Source organism: Microbacterium sp. CFBP 8801 (assembly GCF_014839455.1).
Taxonomy (GTDB): Bacteria; Actinomycetota; Actinomycetes; order Actinomycetales; family Microbacteriaceae; genus Microbacterium.
In genome coordinates, this window is record NZ_JACYNU010000003.1 from 133,584 (window position 1) to 150,548 (window position 16,965).

Sequence of the window (16,965 nt, forward strand, 5' to 3'; positions counted from 1 at the left end):
CTGACCGCGTGGTTCCGGTTGGCGGCTATGGCGACGTGAACATCGCGGGCGCTTCGAATCCGGCGGATTCAGCGCATTCCCCTGTAGCGGATTGCGTCTTGCCAGGTTTCGCTTCCTGGCCTATCGTGTGGTCGAACCGGTTCGATGTCGCGAGCCGGTATCTCTCAACGACGAGGAAGAGAACCACTCATGAGGTCATCTCCGCGGCTTGCGTCCTGCAAGCCCATCGCAGCAGTGACGGCCGGACTGGCCGTCGCCGTTCTCGCCATCGGCCAGCCCGCTGTTCCCGACAGTGCAGCCGCCGCGTCGACGGCTCCATCGGCCGCCGATCACCTGATCCTGGATTACGACTTCGACGGGGTCGACGCGGTCACCGCCACCATCGAGGACAAGTCCGGAGACGGCCGGAACGCCACCCTCACGAACCCGAGCTCGGCGAAGCTCGTGGACCGCGAGGGTGGCGGCAAAGCGCTGCAGCTCAGCGGCGGTGCTCGCGACTCCCGTGTCGCCCCGTACCTGACCGTTCCGGCAGGCCTGTTCAAAGACCTCCAGGGCACCACGGTCTCGTCGTGGGTCAAGTGGGAGGGCTCTCAGGTGTTCGAGTGGCTGTACACGCTCGGCAAGGACGCCTCCAGCGCCACGTTCTACACGCCCAAGTTCAACGATGGCACGGCCCGCTCCAGCGCCAAGCCCGCGTCCGCGGGGCAGGAGATCGGCGCCCGCGCGGCGACCGCCCTCCCCACAGACGGCTGGCATCTGGTGACCACGACCATCGACCAGAACAACCTCATCTACTACCTCGACGGACTCGAAGTGAGCCGCACCGATGTCGGGATCAACGTCGGCCAGGCGCTTTATGGAGCCTCGTCGGCGAACTCGGGATACATCGGTCAGCCGTTCTGGACGGGTGCGCACCCGTTCTTCCAGGGCTCGATCGACGACTTCCAGGTTTACGACACCGTCCTCACCTCCGCGCAGGTGCGGTCGCTCGCGGGCAACGCCGCCCCCGCCCTGACGGAAGTACTCGAGACCGCCACCCGCACCAAGACGAACGTGGGGACCGCCCCGTCCCTCCCCGGTGTGCGTGCGAAGTTCAGCGACGGCCAGGAGCGGCTCGCCGCGGTGACATGGGAGGCCGTGCCCGCGTCGGCCTACGCCCAGCGGGGGTCGTTCACCGTGCGCGGAGTGGTCGATGGCACCCAGACCGCGGTGACGGTCGAGGTGCGTGTCGTGGCTCCCGGCGAGTTCGCCATCGACGCCGCCGATCGCACCGGTGCGTTCATGGGCGGAGCCTCCGGCACCCTGTACGGCCTCTACGGCCCGGGGCTGCCCTCGAACAACCTCATCGACGGCATTCAGCTGCGCACCGTTTCCACGAAGGCGCAGGACGGTCCGCAGCATCCCGGTGCAGACGCTCTCGAGGTGGTCAAGCCGCTCGCAGATTCGTCGGATGGCGAAGTTTACATCTACATGACCGACGTCAACCGCGGCTTCCCGTACGAGGTGCCCGGGGCGAACGGCACCGAGAAAGAGGCGTGGTACCGCGACAAGATCCGCGAGCAGGTCGAACAGGTCCTCACCCTGCCGAAGGAGTACCAGGACAACATCGTGTTCGTGCCGTACAACGAGCCCGAGGGCAACATGTACGGCAACGGGCCGCAGTCGTTCTGGGGTGTCAACTGGCGCAACGATCCGACCAAGTTCTTCGCGGCGTGGGACGACGCATACCGCCTCATCAAGGGCCTGATGCCAGATGCCCGCATCGCCGGACCGAACACCGAGGCGCTGCACTCGGAGATCCAGGGCTTCCTGAAGCACGTGCGCGAGCAGAACACCGTGCCCCAGGTCATGACCTGGCACGAACTGAGCAACCCGGCCACGATCCGCGGCTCGGTGGCACGGTACCGCCAATGGGAGGCGCAGTATCTGGGCGCGGACGTGCACCTGCCGATCAACCTCAACGAGTACGCGTTCAACTACCACACGTCCGTCCCGGCGCAGATGATCCAGTGGATGTCGGCCATCGAGGACACCAAGGTCGACGGCGACATCGCCTACTGGAACATCGACGGCAACCTGAGCGACTCGGCCGTCCAGGCCAACCGTGCGAACGGGCAGTGGTGGCTCTTGAACTCCTACGGCAACATGACCGGCGACACCATCCGTGTCACGCCGCCGCAGCCCGACGTCAGCTACACGCTGCAGGGTGTCGCAACGATCGATGATGCGAAGCAGCAGGTGAAGGCCATCATCGGCGGTTCCACCGGTGCGCAGAAGGTCTACGTCGACAATGTTCCGTCATACCTCGGCGGCAGCGCTCACGTGCTGATCCGCGACATCCGATGGACCGGACAGATCGGCGACTCGGCGGAGCCGCAGACCGTGAAGGAGTTCGAGGCACCCGTGCGCGGAGGCTCCATCGAACTGGCCTTCGGGGAGGGCGACCTCCCCGCGCTCGGAAAGGACTCGGCCTACGAGATCGTGGTGACGCCGGGAACGGACACGACCTCTTCATCGCAGTCGGCAACGTCATGGCGTGGCATCTACGAGGCCGAGGCCGCCTCGCACACCGGTTCGCCGTTCTACAACAACGGCCCGGAGGGCTCACCGTCCAATGTCGGCAAGTTCTACACCTCCGGTGAACGCAACGTCGGTGGCATCGAGACGAACTCGACCCTGGAACTGAACTTCGAGGTCGATGTTCCGCAGGCCGGCAGCTACGACCTCAGCGTCCTCGCCAACGCCTACAACAAAGAGGCGCGCAACGAAGAGCAGGGCCCGGTCAACATGTTCCTCCGTGTGAACGGCGGGGCGGAGCAGGAGATCTACGCCAACCTCGGATACAAGTGGGTCGTCTGGGATCACACCGACACGAAGGTCACCCTGAACGCCGGCAAGAACACCATCACCCTGGCGGCACGCAGCCTGGATGGGACGAAGGGGACGAAGGGCGCCGCCATCATCGACAAGATCGATGTGACGCTGCCCAACGCGAACTACACGCCGATCTACGAGGCCGAGAACGCGGTCCTGCACGATGCGCAGGCCGCCTACGACCGCGGGGGAGTCTCCGGGTCGGGCTACGTCAAGGTCGCAGCGAACCAGTCCGCCACGTTCTGGGTCTACAACAAGGACGACTCGGAGAAGTCGCTCGAGGTGAAGACGCTCGGCGGCGGCACCGGCACGGTGAAGGTGAACGGCGTCGAACTCGGCAGCGTCACCGACACGGTGAGCGTTCCTGCCTTCCTGGTGGGCGGTATCAACAAGGTCGAGATCGTCGGTGGCACGGGCACCCTTGCCGTCGATCGCGTCTCGGTCGGCGCCTCGGTCGGCAAGCTCGCCTCGCAGACCGTCGAGGCCGAAGCCGGCGTCGTCAACGGCCAGGCCAAGGTCCAGGATCTCTCGCTCGCCAGCGGAGGAAAGGCCATCGTCGGCATCGGCGGTGCCCAGAACAACACGAACACCCTCACCCACAAGGTGACGGTGCAGGAGGCGGGTACCTACGCCATGACGGTGCGCTACTCGAATGAGGAGCAGGCACCCTCGTCGCACTACAACCCCGACCCGGTCGCCCGCCGCGCGGACATCTCGGTCAACGGGGGACCCGTGCAGCAGGTGCTCTTCCCGCAGAGCTACAACGCCAACCAGTTCTGGGACCTCACCGTCCCCGTTCAGCTGAAGGCGGGGGAGAACACCGTGTCGTTCGCCTCGAAGGAGGCGCCCGACTTCAACGGGACCACCTTCATCTCCGAGCGGTTCCCCACGCTGGGGCTGCGTTCGCAATGGGCGCCGAACCTCGACAAGCTCACGTTCACCGCGATGAAGCCTGCCGCACCGGCCCCCGCGCTCAAGGTGGATGCCACGGCATCCACTCGGAAGATCGGCGGCAAGGCCTACGTCACGGTCGAGGCGGTCAACCGTTCGGAGGTGCCGGTGCGGATCGATGTCGTCACCGCGTACGGCAAGAAGACCTTCACGGCGGTACAGCCGGGCAAGAAGGTCAGCGTGTCGATCAACTCGACGAAGGCGTCCATCCCCGCGGGTAAGGTCACGGTCACGGCCACGGCCACGATCGACGGGAAGACAGTCACCTCGAGCGTCGAGGCGTCCTACGCGGCGCGGAACTGACATACCGGGTGGGGGCGGGAACGCCCGCTCCCACCCCTCCCACCCCATCCCTCTGTCGAGGACGTCATCGTCTTCGACGCCCTACCCGAAGGAAGAGAAATGAGAAAGACCACTCGCCTCGGCGTCGCGGTCCTGGCCGCCACGCTGATGACGACCGGCGGTGCGGCGGTCGCCGCCGTCGCCGCCGATCCGATCGACGACAGCCAGATCGGCATCGACGTGGAGGTCACGCCACAGGAAGGCCCAGGCAGCCTGATGCTGACGGTTGCGCCGGGGCGTGCGACTCTCACGGAGCAAGGATCGACCGGAGAGGCGCGCCAGTTCACCGGAACGCTGCCCCAGGTGACGGTGACCGACACCCGCAGTGCAGACGACGTGGCAGAGGGCGCGCAGTGGTCTGTCCTGGGATCGGCCAGCGACTTCACCAACGCCGACGGCGCCGTCATCGAGGCGAAGTACCTGGGGTGGAGCCCGCGTCTGGTCGCGGGTGACGAGAACACGATCTCCGTCGGCGGCGACGTCGACGGAGCGCTCCCGTCGCAGCCGGACAGCGACCCGGGTCGGGGACTGAAGGACCAGGAACTGCTGTACCTCAGTGACGCCGCCTCCCTTCCTGAGGGCGGAGCCACGTCCACGGCGACGGCGGATCTCACCCTCCGCGTGCCCGCGACCGTCGCGGCCGGTCAGTACTCCTCCACCATCACCCTGTCGCTCTTCGAGTGAGCTCAGCCCGTCCGGCTCGGTGGACCCGACTGCCGAGCCGGACGATTGGACCGCCATGCCTTTCCTCGCCCTCCCCCGTTCGCAGAATGCCGTTCTCAGCGCGATGCTCCTGCTCGCTTTCGCCGTCGTCGTGCCGGACGAAGCCCAAGCGGCGCCGACACCGACGTCAGCCGCCAGCGTCACCTGGTCGGTGGAACCCGCGGATGCCGACGCCGCTACGGGGAAGGCCTGGACCGAGTTGACTCTCGACGCCGGGCAGAGCGTCACCGAGTACATGCTCATCACCAACCGCGGCCTGAGCGACGTGACCTTCGACCTGTCCGCCGCCGACGGATACTTCACCGACACGGGACGTTTCAACATGCTGGCGAACGGTGAGAAGTCGATGGATGCCGGCACGTGGATCGCGATCCCCGACGAAGTGGAGGTGGGGGCCGGGCAGAGCGTCATCATCCCCTTCGAGGTGTCGGTTCCCGCCAACGCCACCCCCGGTGATCATCCCGCGGGAGTCGCCGCCGGCATCCGCACGGGCGACGGCGTCGTCGGTGTGGAGTCCCGGGTGGGCTTCCGCGTGATGACACGGGTGCGCGGAGAACTCGCACCCGCGTTGACGGTGACGGAGCAGTCGGCGACATACACCCCGTCGTGGAATCCGTTCCTTCCCGGGTCGCTCGCCGTGACCGCCACCGTCGTCAACTCCGGCAACACGCGGCTGGCCGCGCAGCCGACGGTACATGCTTCGGGGCTTCTCGGCGTGCTCGGAACCCACGGCGCGCTGGCGGAACTACCGGAACTCGCGCCGGGGGAATCCCGGATGATCACCGCGATGCTGGCGGATGTCTGGCCCACCTTCGTGACCGATGTGCGAACGGATGTCGTCCCGCGCAGCATCGACGGCTCGGGTCCCGTCGCCACCGCCTCCGCCGACACGAGGATCACGACGATGCCGTTCAGCCAACTCGTCGTCGGGCTCTGCCTCGTTCTCGCCGCCACGCTGTTGCTCTGGGGCCGCAGAAGACGGCGTCGTGCGCTGCAGCGGATGCTCGACGATGCTCGAGAAGAGGGTCGGCGGACAGCGGTGATGGGGCGAGTGGGCCTGGTCGTCGCGTGTGTCGCGGCAGCGGCCGGGACGTGCGTCGTCGGCTCCGTCTCGGTGAGCTCGGCATCCGAACTCACCGCGGGCGTGACGATCGAGGTCGAGGTGACCCCCGCGCCAGCGCGTACGACGTCGTCGACCACCACGTCGCCCGGCTCTCCTCCGGGCGACACCGCGCCGGGCAGCGACCTCGCGTCGACCGGCTTCGTGGCCGATCCCTGGCTGGCCGTCACCGCTGGGGGACTGATCCTGGGGGAACGATCGCGTCCCGGACGGTGAGGCGTCGGGAGGACTCCCGCCGATCATGAGCGACCGCCTCGAACGCCGTCATGGACGCGGACGAAGACCGTCCGCGGGGAACGCGATACCCGCCGAGCGGAACCTCCGCGCGAGCTAACGGTGCGCGTGAAAGCCCGCGTGCGTCTCGGCCGGGTAGCGTTCACGCATGCGCGAGAGCCTGCGGTCCCTCCGGCGTCCCGCCTCCGACGCGGCGCCCGCCTTCGACCTGGCGTACGTGCGGTCGGGACCGCGCGGCGCGACGCCCGCCGTGGTCATTCCCGGGGGTCCGGGACTGGCGTCGGTCCTGCCCTATCGCGGCCTGCGGCGGCGAGCAGCCCGCGGCGGGCTCGACCTGATCATGATCGAGCATCGCGGCGTCGGACGCTCCCGCCGCGACCTCGACGGTCATCCGCTCCCGCCCGCGGCGATGCGCGTCACCGCGGTGCTCGACGACATCGCCGCCGTGCTGGACGCGGAGGGCGTCGACCGTGCGGTGATCGTCGGCTCCTCGTACGGCAGCTATCTGGCGATGGCGTTCGGGGCCCGGCATCCAGAACGGGTGGCATCGATGCTGCTCGACTCCGCCCTGCAGTCGGCCCACGACGTCGACCTCGAACGCGCGTGCGTGCGGCGATTGTTCTGGGATGCCGACGACGACATGGCGCGCGGGGTCCGACGTCTCATCGCGGCGGGTGTCTCGGAGCGCATCGTGCTCGACGTCGTGCGGGCCGCGTACGAACTCGGCGGGACCGACTTCGTCCACCCGCTCGTGCGCCATGAGCCCGGTCTTGCCTGGCGGGCGCTCACCGCCTACGCCACGCGCGATGCCGAGATCGCCGACATTCCGCGCATCTACGAGTTCGACCTCGTGGGCACGATCGCCTTCCGCGAGCTGGGATACGGCGGTGCCCTCGACGGGCACCCGCTGGACCCGGTGCGCACCTACCTGCCCCTCGCCCCGCGCTACGCCGCGTTCGCGGGGGAACCGTACGACCTGCGCGCGGCCGTGCGCGCCTTCGACTGGCCGCTCGTCGTGCTCTCGGGCGACCGCGACCTGCGCACCCCGCCGGCGATCGCCGAGCGGGTGGTCGCCGCGGCTCCGGATGCCACCCTCGTGCGCCTGCACAACGGGCACAGCGCCCTCGACACCCACCCGATGGCGCTGCTGAACGCCGTCCGGCGGCTCGTGCGCGGTCAGCAGGCGGCCCTGCCCGGCGACGAGCCGGCGCTCGACCGGCTGCCGCGCACCGGTCTGTCGGCGTCGTTCCCGTCGCTTCTCGTGCAAGTCGCGCGGCTGGACGCCGTGGTCCGCCGCCGTGTGCTTCGACGCCGCTGAGCCGCGGCGCCGACGAGCGGCATCCACTGTCCGCCCGCGGGTCGGTGTCAAGGCTCTGTCGTAAAACGTTCCTCGCGCCGAGGGTGGGGCGGTGACAGACGGCGACCATCCCCGCTTCTCCCTGCTCTTCCCGCCCGGCACGGTCGACCTCGACGGCGTCCGCGCCGCTCTCGAGAAAGCGGATGCCGTGGACGGACTCGGCACCGACATCGCCGCCACGCTCGCCTGGGCCACGGGCGTCCCCCGGCCCGCTTCGGTCGCGGCGACCTGGGAACTGCTCGCCTCGGTGGCCGCGCGCGACGTGGCCGCGGCCCGCGTGCTGGAGCCGCACCTCGACGCCCTCGCCATCCTCGACGAGGCCGCCGCGGCCGGATCCGCCCTCGACGTCGAGCCGTCGGGATCGTGGGGCGTCTTCGCCGCGGAGGGCCCGGGCATGCGTCTCGACGCGCGACAGGATGCCGGCACCTGGACCCTGCACGGCACCAAACCCTGGTGCTCGCTCGCCGCCGACCTCGACCAGGCCCTCGTCACCGCCTGGGTCGACGACGAGCGGCGGCAGCTCTTCGCGCTCGATCTGCGCGGCCCCGCCGTGCGGGCGCGGTCGGGACCGTGGCACGCCCGCGGCCTGGACCGGGTCGTGAGCGCCCCGATCGACGTCGACGGCGCGACCGCGCGTCCGGTGGGGGAGCCCGGCTGGTATCTGCGGCGCCCGGGATTCGCGCACGGTGGCGTGGGGGTCGCGGCGTGCTGGTGGGGCGGGGCGCTGCCCCTCCGCGATGCGCTCGCCGCGGCGGCGCGCGGCGAGCGGGCGGATCAGCTCGCGCGCACGCACCTTGGCCGAGCCGACGTCGCCCTCTGGGCCGCCCGCGCCGTCCTGACCGAGACGGCGACGGTGTTCGCGGCCGGGGGCGCGGCATCCGCGGGGCTCCGTGCCGCCCGCGCGCGCTCGGTGGTGGCCGACGCGGTGGAGACGACACTCGCTGAGGCGGCCCACGCCCTCGGGCCGTCGCCGCTCGTCGCCGACGAGGCGCACGCCCGCCGCGTGGCCGACTTGCAGGTCTACGTGCGTCAGCATCACGCCGCGCGCGATCTGGCGAAAATCGGCGGCGACGTCGCGGCGGGGGGCGCCGCGTGGTGAGCTTCGACCACCGCGACGCGGGGACCGACGAGAGCACCTGGACCGCCGCCCTGCGGCGCGAGCTGCCCGCCGTCGACCTCGACGTCGACCGCGTGATCGTCGTCGCGGCGCACCCCGACGATGAGACGCTCGGGGCGGCGGGGCTGCTCGCCACGGCCTCGGCCCGCGGCATTCCCCTCGATCTGCTGGTGGTGACCGACGGTGAGGCGTCGCACCCCGCATCGCCCACGCACACGCCCGCGTCGCTCGCGCTGCTGCGTCGTCGCGAGCTGCACGAGGCCGCCGCGATCGTCGGGATGACCGCGGCGCCGATCTTCCTCGGGCTGCCCGACGGCGGTACCGACGCCCACCGGCCGGCCATCGCCGCGGCGCTCGGCGACGCCCTCGACCGTGCCGGAGCCGACCGCGTGCTCGTGCTGTCGCCGTGGCGCGGCGACGGGCACCGCGATCACCGCGTCGTCGGCGAGATCGTCGACGAGGTGTGCGCGGCCCGTGGCGTGCGCTCGCGCGCTTTCCCCATCTGGCTCTGGCACTGGGGAGGCGCCGCAGACGTGCCCTGGACGCGCGCCGAGCGTCTGGCCCTCGACCCCGCTGCTCGGGATGCCAAGACCCGCGCACTCGACGCGCACGCGAGTCAGATCGCCCCGCTGTCGGCCGCGCCCGGCGACGAGCCGATGGTGCACGCGCGCATGCGTTCGCACTTCGAGCGGGACGCGGAGGTGTTCTTCGCCCCCGAAGACGCCCCCGCCGACCCCACGACCACCGTCGGTCAGGAGTACTTCGACGACATGTACGACCGGCACGACGACCCGTGGGGCTTCGACTCGCGCTGGTACGAGGAGCGAAAGCGCGCCGTGCTGCTCGCCTCCCTCCCCCGACGGCGGTATCGCGCCGCCTTCGAGGCGGGCTGCGCGACCGGGGCGCTCACCCTCGCCCTCGCCGACCGTTGCGATCGGGTGCTCGCCGTCGACCTCGCCCCCGCCGCCCTCTACCGTGCGCGCCGGCGGCTCGCGGAGCGGACGAACGTCGAGCTGCGCCGAGCGACGCTCCCCGGCGAGTGGCCCGAGGGTGACGTCGACCTCGTCGTGCTGTCGGAGGTCGCGTACTACTGGGCCGGTCCCGACCTCGACCGCGGGATCACGGCATCCATCGCGTCGCTGAGCGCCGACGGTCATCTCGCGGCCTGTCACTGGCGGCATCCGGTCGCCGAGTATCCGCGCAGCGGCGACGACGTGCACGACGCGCTCGCGGCCCGTCCCGACCTCGTTCGCCTGGTGCGGCACGAGGAGCGGGACTTCGTGCTCGAGGTCTACGGCCGACCGGGGGCGCGGTCGGTGGCGGCCGAGGCGGGACTCGTGCCGTGAGAGCGGTGGCGGTGGTCATCCCCGCGCACGACGAAGAAGCGCTGATCGGGCGCTGCCTCGCCTCGGTCGTGCGCGCCGTCGCGCAGGCGCGGTCGTTCGAGCCCGACCTCGCCGTGACCGTGGTGGTCGTCCTCGACGCGTGCACCGACACGACGGCGCCCCAGGTGCGACGCTGGCCGGTCGACACGCTCGAGATCGCCGCGCGCAACGTCGGCACCGCCCGCCGGAGCGGTGTCACGCACGCCCTGGCCGCGCTCGCGACCGACCCGCACGACACGTGGATCGCGATGACCGACGCCGACACGGTCGTGCCGCCCGACTGGATCACGCACCAGCTCGCGCGGATGGATGCCGGAGCCGACCTCGTGCTCGGAACGGTGCGCCCCGACTTCGCCGACCTCAGCGCCCGGCATGCCTCGTACTGGCGGGCGACTCATCGGCGGGGTGAGCCCGCCGGGAACGTCCACGGAGCCAACCTCGGCGTGCGGGGGAGCATGTACGCCCGGGCGGGTGGCATCCGGGATCTCATCGAGCACGAAGACGTGGCGTTCGTGCAGGCGGCCCGCGCGGCGGGGGCGGCGGTGCACGTGAGCGACGCGCACGAGGTCGAGACCTCGGGCCGTTTCACCGGCCGCACCCCCGCCGGATACGCCGCGTTCCTGCGCCGGGTGCACGCCTGGGTCGACGCGTCGCCACTCGCGGCTCCGGGGGCCTGACGCACCGACGGGGGGTTCGTCAACCACCTCGGTCGCACGCGACGACCCGTCCCACACTGGAACCCCCCGGAACGAGAGGCACGACCATGAAGGCACTGACCTGGCAGGGCAAGCGCAGCGTGAGCGTCGAGGAGGTCCCCGACCCGCAGATCCTCGAACCCACCGACGCGATCGTGAAGATCACCTCGACGGCGATCTGCGGCTCCGACCTGCACCTGTACGAGCTCTTCGGACCGTTCATCGACAAGGGCGATGTTCTCGGACACGAGCCGATGGGCGTCGTGGTCGAGGTGGGGTCGGCCGTGACGAACCTCGCCGTCGGCGACCGCATCGTCGTGCCGTTCAACATCTCGTGCGGGCACTGCTTCATGTGCCGCCGCGGCCTGCAGTCGCAGTGCGAGACCACGCAGGTGCGCGAGTACGGCAGCGGCGCCGCCCTCTTCGGCTACACCAAGCTCTACGGCCAGGTGCCGGGCGGACAGGCCGAGTACCTGCGCGTGCCGCTCGCCGACTACAACCACATCCGCGTCGGCGACGACCTGCCCGATGACCGCTACCTCTTCCTCAGCGACATCGTGCCCACCGCCTGGCAGGGCGTGAAGTACGCCGACGTCCCCGAGGGGGGCACGCTCGCGGTGATGGGTCTCGGCCCCGTCGGACAGTTCGCCGCCCGCATCGGCGTGCACCTCGGCTACCGCGTGCTCGCGATCGAGCCCGAGGCCGACCGCCGGGCCATGGCCGAACGCCACGGCGTGCTCACCTACGACCTCACCGACACGGTGGTCGACGAGCTCGTCGACCTCACCGAGGGGCGCGGAGTGGACGGTGTCGTGGATGCCGTGGGCATGGAGGCCCATGGCAACGGCGGCATCAAGCTGGCGCAGAGCGCCATCGGCCTGCTGCCGGACCCCCTGGCGCGCACGCTCATGGACAAGGCGGGTCTCGATCGTCTCGCCGCGGTCTACGCCTCGATCGACCTCGTGCGTCGCGGCGGCACCGTTTCGCTCAGCGGCGTGTACGCCGGTGAGGCCGACGTGCTGCCCATGAAGACGATGTTCGACAAGCAGATCACCTTCCGCATGGGCCAGTGCAACGTCAAGCGGTGGATCGACGACCTGCTGCCCCTGGTCGAGGACTCCGCCGACCCGCTCGGCGTGATGGACCTCGTCACGCACCACGCGCCGCTCGAAGACGCCCCCGGCCTGTACGAGACGTTCCAGAAGAAGGAAGACGGCTGCATCAAGGTCGTCCTGCGCCCCGGTTCCTGACCCGCACCCGTGGCGTGAGTCGCCGAGGTTCGTCGCCCGGCGGATGCCGGAAGCGACGAACCTCGGCGACTCGCGCGCGTCAGGCGCGGCCGGCGTGCACGGCCTCGAGGGCCGAGGCGTCGGCGTCGGACATGCCCTCGATCGGCTCGCCGTTCCACACGATGTCGTCGCCGAGGGCGGCGAGGATCTCTTTGCGGTCGCCGTGCGAGATCTTCGCGCCGTGCACGATGGTCGCGGGGCTCCACAGCATCGCGGCACCGTCCCACCAGCCCGCGCCCACGTCGCGCACGTGCAGCAGGTCGTGCAGCGTCTTCGACAGGTGCGACAGCGGCTCGGTGAAGGCGTCGGCGAGAACCGCGAGGGTGATCTGCCGCTCGGTGCCGGCGATGGCGACGACGGGCTCGTCGAGCCGGCCCTCGATCGCCTTCGACACGTCGGCGGCCTCGAGCAGGATCACGCCGTTGGTGGGACGCGGGTTGCACTCGATGATCTTGTAGTCGGGCGCGGCCTCGCTGCCGTGGTCGACGAAGTCGAACGAGATCTGGCCCGAGAAGCCGGGGTCGAGCGCGTCGACGAGCTGCTGCGTGTAGCGCAGGGTGTCGGTGCTGTCGACGGCGATGAACGCGATGGCCGTGGAGTGCGCCCACTGCTCTGCCGCCTTGTACGTGGTGTGGGCGAGCACCTTGCCGTCGACGACGACGCTGTACGTGCAGACCATGGGTCCGTCGACGAAGGGCTGAACGAGCCACGGCTGCTCGGGGGTGGGCACGCACTCCTCGACGGGGATCTTGCCTGCCAGCGGACCCGTGTTGGTCAGCAGGCCCACGCCGCCGCGCGAGAAGGCCGCGCGGGCGAAGAAGCGGGGGAAGCTGTCGATGGCGGCGCGCAGCTCGTCGGGCGAGGTGACGACGACCGTCTCGGGGATGGGCACCCCGGCATCCTGAGCCAGGCGCTGGAAGCTGGCCTTGTCGTGCAGGCGGGCCAGGTCGGCGAAGTCCCCGGCGAACAGGCGCACGCTCGAGGGCAGGTCGGCCACGCGCGCGGCGAGGTAGAACACCTCCTCGAACGTGGGGATGATCAGGTCGATGCTGTGCTTTTCGACGTAGTCGGAGACCGCGGCGATGAACGCGTCGGTCTCGAAGCGCGGGGAGGGCGTCGCGAGGTGCCCGGCGAGGAAGCGCGAGTGGTTTCCCACGGCCCCGTCGTAGGTGTCGCTGGCGAAGACGGTATGCCCGACGCTGCCGAGCTTGCGGATCAGGTCGAGAGCGAACGTGTTGCGGGAACTGGTGACGAGCACGCGCATGGAGGCACCCTTATCGTGGCGGCGGACGTTGCCGTCACTCTATCCATCGCCCGTGTCCGCGCACGTGTCACCGGCGGAGGAAACGTGTCGGCAACACGGCGCTGAGTAGAGTCATCGCATGGGTGACCTGTTCGACGGTTACGGCTCCACGCTGGCGCCGCGCAAAACCGCATCCGGCGTTCCGGCGTACGACGAGATGTTCGGCGGTCCGGCTGGTCCCGGAGACGCCGTGCCCTCGCGCGAGGCGTACCGGGAGCTGTACCAGACGCTCGCGAAGATGACGCAGCAGGAGCTGCGCGGTCGCACCGAGTCCCTCGCGAGTTCGTATCTGGCGCAGGGCGTCACCTTCGACTTCGCGGGTGAGGAACGGCCCTTCCCCCTGGATGCCGTGCCCCGGGTCATCGCGTACGACGAGTGGTCGCGCATCGAGGCCGGCGTCAAACAGCGCGTCCGCGCGCTGGAGGCCTTCCTCGACGACGCGTACGGCAACCAGCACTGCGTGCGCGACGGCATCCTCCCCGCCGGTCTCATCGCGTCGTCGCAGTACTTCTACCGCCAGGCCGCCGGCATCCGCAGTGCCAACGGCGTGCGCATCCAGGTGTCGGGCATCGATCTGATCCGCGACGAGCACGGCGAGATGCGGGTGCTCGAAGACAACGTGCGCGTTCCCTCGGGGGTCTCGTACGTCATCTCGAACCGCCGCGTGATGGCGCAGACCCTGCCCGAGCTGTTCGTCTCGATGCGGGTGCGCCCGGTCGGCGACTACCCGAACAAGCTGCTGTCGGCGCTGCGCGCGTCGGCCCCGCCCGGAATCGACGACCCGAACATCGTCGTGCTCACCCCGGGCGTCTACAACTCCGCCTACTTCGAGCACACGCTGCTCGCGCGCCTCATGGGCGTGGAGCTGGTCGAGGGGCGCGACCTGCTGTGCATCGGCGGCAAGGTCTTCATGCGCACCACCCGCGGCCCCCAGCGCGTCGACGTGATCTACCGTCGCGTCGACGACGAGTTCCTCGACCCGCTGCAGTTCCGCGCCGACTCCATGCTCGGCGCCCCCGGGATCATGCTCGCCGCGCGGTTGGGCAACGTCACGATCGCCAACGCCGTCGGCAACGGCGTCGCCGACGACAAGCTGCTCTACACCTACGTGCCCGAGCTCATCCGGTACTACCTGGCCGAGGAGCCCATCCTCAAGAACGTCGACACGTGGCGGCTCGAAGACCCGGGCGCCCTCGAAGAGGTGCTCGATCGTCTGCCCGAACTGGTCGTGAAGCCCGTCGACGGCTCCGGCGGAAAGGGCCTGGTCGTGGGCCCCGACGCTTCGCCGGCCGAACTCGACACGTTGCGCAAGCGCCTGCTGGCCGACCCGCGCGGGTGGATCGCTCAGCCGGTGGTCATGCTGTCGACCATCCCCACGCTGGTCGAAGACGGCATGCGCCCGCGGCACGCCGACCTGCGTCCCTTCGCGGTGAACGACGGCGACGACATCTGGGTGCTGCCCGGCGGCCTGACCCGCGTCGCCCTTCCCGAGGGACAGCTCGTGGTCAACTCCAGCCAGGGCGGCGGGTCGAAGGACACGTGGATCGTCGGCGGAGCGGCCCCCTCGCACGTCGAGTACGGCCAGGGTCAGGGCGTGTCGGGTCTCGTGGCCGATCAGGCCGCGGTCACCGAGTCGATCCCGATCATCTACGACGGCCAGCCCGCCCCCGCCACCTCGCCCCGCGACCAACGCCCGGGCCGCGATCAGCAGGAGCAGCAGCAACAGGATGCCGGTGTGCAGCACGGCCCTCAGGCCGAGCAGCAGCAGCAAGCGCGAGAGGTGCCGGAATGCTGAGTCGGATCGCCGAGAGCCTGTTCTGGATCGGGCGCTACATCGAGCGCAGCGACGGGACCGCGCGCATCCTCGACGTGCACCTGCAACTGCTGCTCGAGGATCCGTGGATCGACGAGGACACCGCCTGCCGGTCGCTGCTCAGCGTGATGGGGTCGGCCTGGCCCGAAGAGCTCGACACCGTGCGTCGCGACGACGTGCTCGCGCGTCTGGCCGTCGACCGCATGAACCCGTCGAGCATCGCCTACTCGATCACCGCGGCGCGCGAGAACGCCCGCCGGGCTCGCGAGATCGTGTCGACGGAGCTGTGGGAGATCCTCAACACCACGAACTCCCGCATGCCCCGCCGCCTGCAGACCGACAAGGTGCACGAGTTCTTCCAGTGGGTGCGCGAGCGCGCCGCCCTCGCGATCGGCATCGTCGACTCCTCGACCAACCGCGACGAGGCGTGGCAGTTCTTCACCCTCGGGCGCAGCATCGAGCGCACCGACATGACGGCTCGCCTGCTGGCCACCCGCTCGCTCACCGAGGTGTCGGGTCCGTCGTGGACGACGATCCTGCGCTCCTGCGGGGCGTACGAGGCGTACCTGCGCACCTACCGCGGCATGCCCAGTGCGCGAAACGCCGCCGAGTTCCTGCTGCTCGACCGTCTGTTCCCGCGGTCGATCATCTACTCGATCCAGCGGGCAGAGGACTGCATGAGCGCGATCGACCCCCGCGCCGACCGCGTCGGACACTCCAACACGGTGCTGCGCGCCCTCGGACAGATCCGCAACGACCTCGAGTACCGCCCGGTCAGCGACATCCTCGCGGAGTTGCCCGAACACATGCAGCGCGTGCAGACGGTCTCGCGCGAGGCGTCGGAGGCCATCCGCTCGCGGTTCTTCCCGACGCAGGCCGAGCCCAGCTGGATCGGAGAGATCTCGTGAAACGCCTCCGCATCGAACACCAGACCGGCTTCGCCTACCCGGGCGACGTGTCGGCGTCGTACAACGAGGCGCGCATGCTGCCGCACTCCACCGACAGCCAGTTCGTGCTGAGTTCGTCGCTCGACATCGAGCCCTCGACCTCGGTGAACCAGTACGTCGACTACTTCGGCACGCGCGTCGCGGCGTTCGACGTGCTGTCGCCGCACCAGGCGCTCACGATCACGGCGCGCTCGCTCGTCGAGGTGCGGCCGCGCCCGATCGAGCACGCCGACATCACGTGGGAGCAGTTGGCGTCCGAGTCGGCGCGCTCGATCACCACGGTCGAGCAGCTGACGCAGACCCGCCGCACGACCCCGCACGCCGAGGTGGCCGAGCTCGCCCGTGCCATCGCCGCGCAGCACGACCGCCCGGGTCCGGCCGCGCACGCCATCGTCGAGGCCGTGGGTGACGCGATCGACTACATGCAGGGCGTCACGGGAGTGCACTCCACCGCGGTCGACGCGTGGGAGGCCCGCAAGGGCGTCTGCCAGGACATCGCCCACATCGCGATCGGGGCGCTGCGCGAAGTCGGCATCCCGGCCCGGTACGTCTCGGGCTACCTGCACCCGAAGCCGTCCGCCGAGGTGGGCGAGGCCGTGACGGGCGAGTCGCACGCGTGGGTGGAGTGGTTCGCCGGCGACTGGCAGGGCTTCGACCCCACCAACAACATCGAGATCGGCGACCGTCACGTGCTCGTCGGTCGCGGTCGCGACTACAACGACGTGCCGCCCCTGCGCGGCGTGTACGCCGGCCCCGGCAAGAGCAACCTCAAGGTGAAGGTCACGATCACGCGCGAGACCTGACGCTGGTTCCCC

General features: G+C 70.1%; 12 protein-coding genes. 11 read left to right on the forward strand and 1 reads right to left on the reverse strand.

Going from position 1 to position 16,965, the window contains the following annotated elements; translation table 11 throughout:
• Positions 1–234 precede the first annotated feature (234 nt).
• The 8 genes from IFR11_RS05345 to IFR11_RS05380 all read left to right on the forward strand — a co-directional run bounded on the left by IFR11_RS05345 (position 235) and on the right by IFR11_RS05380 (position 12,048).
• Positions 235–4,128, forward strand: a complete 3,894-nt coding sequence (locus IFR11_RS05345) for a LamG-like jellyroll fold domain-containing protein (RefSeq protein WP_197978734.1) — start codon at positions 235–237, stop codon at positions 4,126–4,128.
• A gap of 99 nt (positions 4,129–4,227) precedes the next feature.
• Complete coding sequence (locus tag IFR11_RS05350) at positions 4,228–4,851, forward strand: hypothetical protein (protein ID WP_191915476.1); 624 nt, start codon at positions 4,228–4,230, stop codon at positions 4,849–4,851.
• 55 nt (positions 4,852–4,906) lie between these two features.
• On the forward strand, positions 4,907–6,226 hold the full coding sequence (locus IFR11_RS05355; RefSeq protein ID WP_191915477.1) for a COG1470 family protein: 1,320 nt from the start codon (positions 4,907–4,909) through the stop codon (positions 6,224–6,226).
• A 166-nt stretch (positions 6,227–6,392) separates the two neighbouring features.
• A complete protein-coding gene (locus IFR11_RS05360; RefSeq protein WP_191915478.1) occupies positions 6,393–7,562 on the forward strand; it encodes an alpha/beta fold hydrolase in 1,170 nt (389 codons plus the stop codon).
• A 91-nt stretch (positions 7,563–7,653) separates the two neighbouring features.
• Positions 7,654–8,700, forward strand: a complete 1,047-nt coding sequence (locus IFR11_RS05365; RefSeq protein ID WP_342030247.1) for an acyl-CoA dehydrogenase — start codon at positions 7,654–7,656, stop codon at positions 8,698–8,700.
• Positions 8,694–10,064: a PIG-L family deacetylase gene (locus IFR11_RS05370; protein ID WP_191915479.1), complete on the forward strand. Its 1,371-nt coding sequence runs from the start codon at positions 8,694–8,696 to the stop codon at positions 10,062–10,064. Before IFR11_RS05365 ends, IFR11_RS05370 begins: the two co-directional genes overlap by 7 nt.
• Complete coding sequence (locus tag IFR11_RS05375; protein ID WP_191915480.1) at positions 10,061–10,780, forward strand: glycosyltransferase; 720 nt, start codon at positions 10,061–10,063, stop codon at positions 10,778–10,780. The genes IFR11_RS05370 and IFR11_RS05375 overlap by 4 nt, the downstream gene beginning before the upstream one ends.
• 86 nt (positions 10,781–10,866) lie before the next feature.
• Positions 10,867–12,048: a zinc-dependent alcohol dehydrogenase gene (locus IFR11_RS05380; RefSeq protein WP_070409144.1), complete on the forward strand. Its 1,182-nt coding sequence runs from the start codon at positions 10,867–10,869 to the stop codon at positions 12,046–12,048.
• Between the two features lie 79 nt (positions 12,049–12,127).
• On the opposite strand, the gene IFR11_RS05385 is transcribed toward IFR11_RS05380, so the two are convergent.
• Positions 12,128–13,351, reverse strand: a complete 1,224-nt coding sequence (locus IFR11_RS05385; protein WP_055832852.1) for a carbamoyl phosphate synthase large subunit — start codon at positions 13,349–13,351, stop codon at positions 12,128–12,130.
• 118 nt (positions 13,352–13,469) lie between these two features.
• Between IFR11_RS05385 and IFR11_RS05390 the strand changes: the two genes are divergently transcribed.
• Genes IFR11_RS05390 through IFR11_RS05400 form a run of 3 tightly spaced genes read left to right on the forward strand, consistent with a single transcriptional unit; the run spans position 13,470 to position 16,953 of the window.
• Complete coding sequence (locus IFR11_RS05390; RefSeq protein WP_055832853.1) at positions 13,470–15,185, forward strand: circularly permuted type 2 ATP-grasp protein; 1,716 nt, start codon at positions 13,470–13,472, stop codon at positions 15,183–15,185.
• On the forward strand, positions 15,179–16,111 hold the full coding sequence (locus IFR11_RS05395; protein ID WP_055832854.1) for an alpha-E domain-containing protein: 933 nt from the start codon (positions 15,179–15,181) through the stop codon (positions 16,109–16,111). Before IFR11_RS05390 ends, IFR11_RS05395 begins: the two co-directional genes overlap by 7 nt.
• A complete protein-coding gene (locus IFR11_RS05400) occupies positions 16,108–16,953 on the forward strand; it encodes a transglutaminase family protein (protein ID WP_055832855.1) in 846 nt (281 codons plus the stop codon). The genes IFR11_RS05395 and IFR11_RS05400 overlap by 4 nt, the downstream gene beginning before the upstream one ends.
• Positions 16,954–16,965 lie beyond the last annotated feature (12 nt).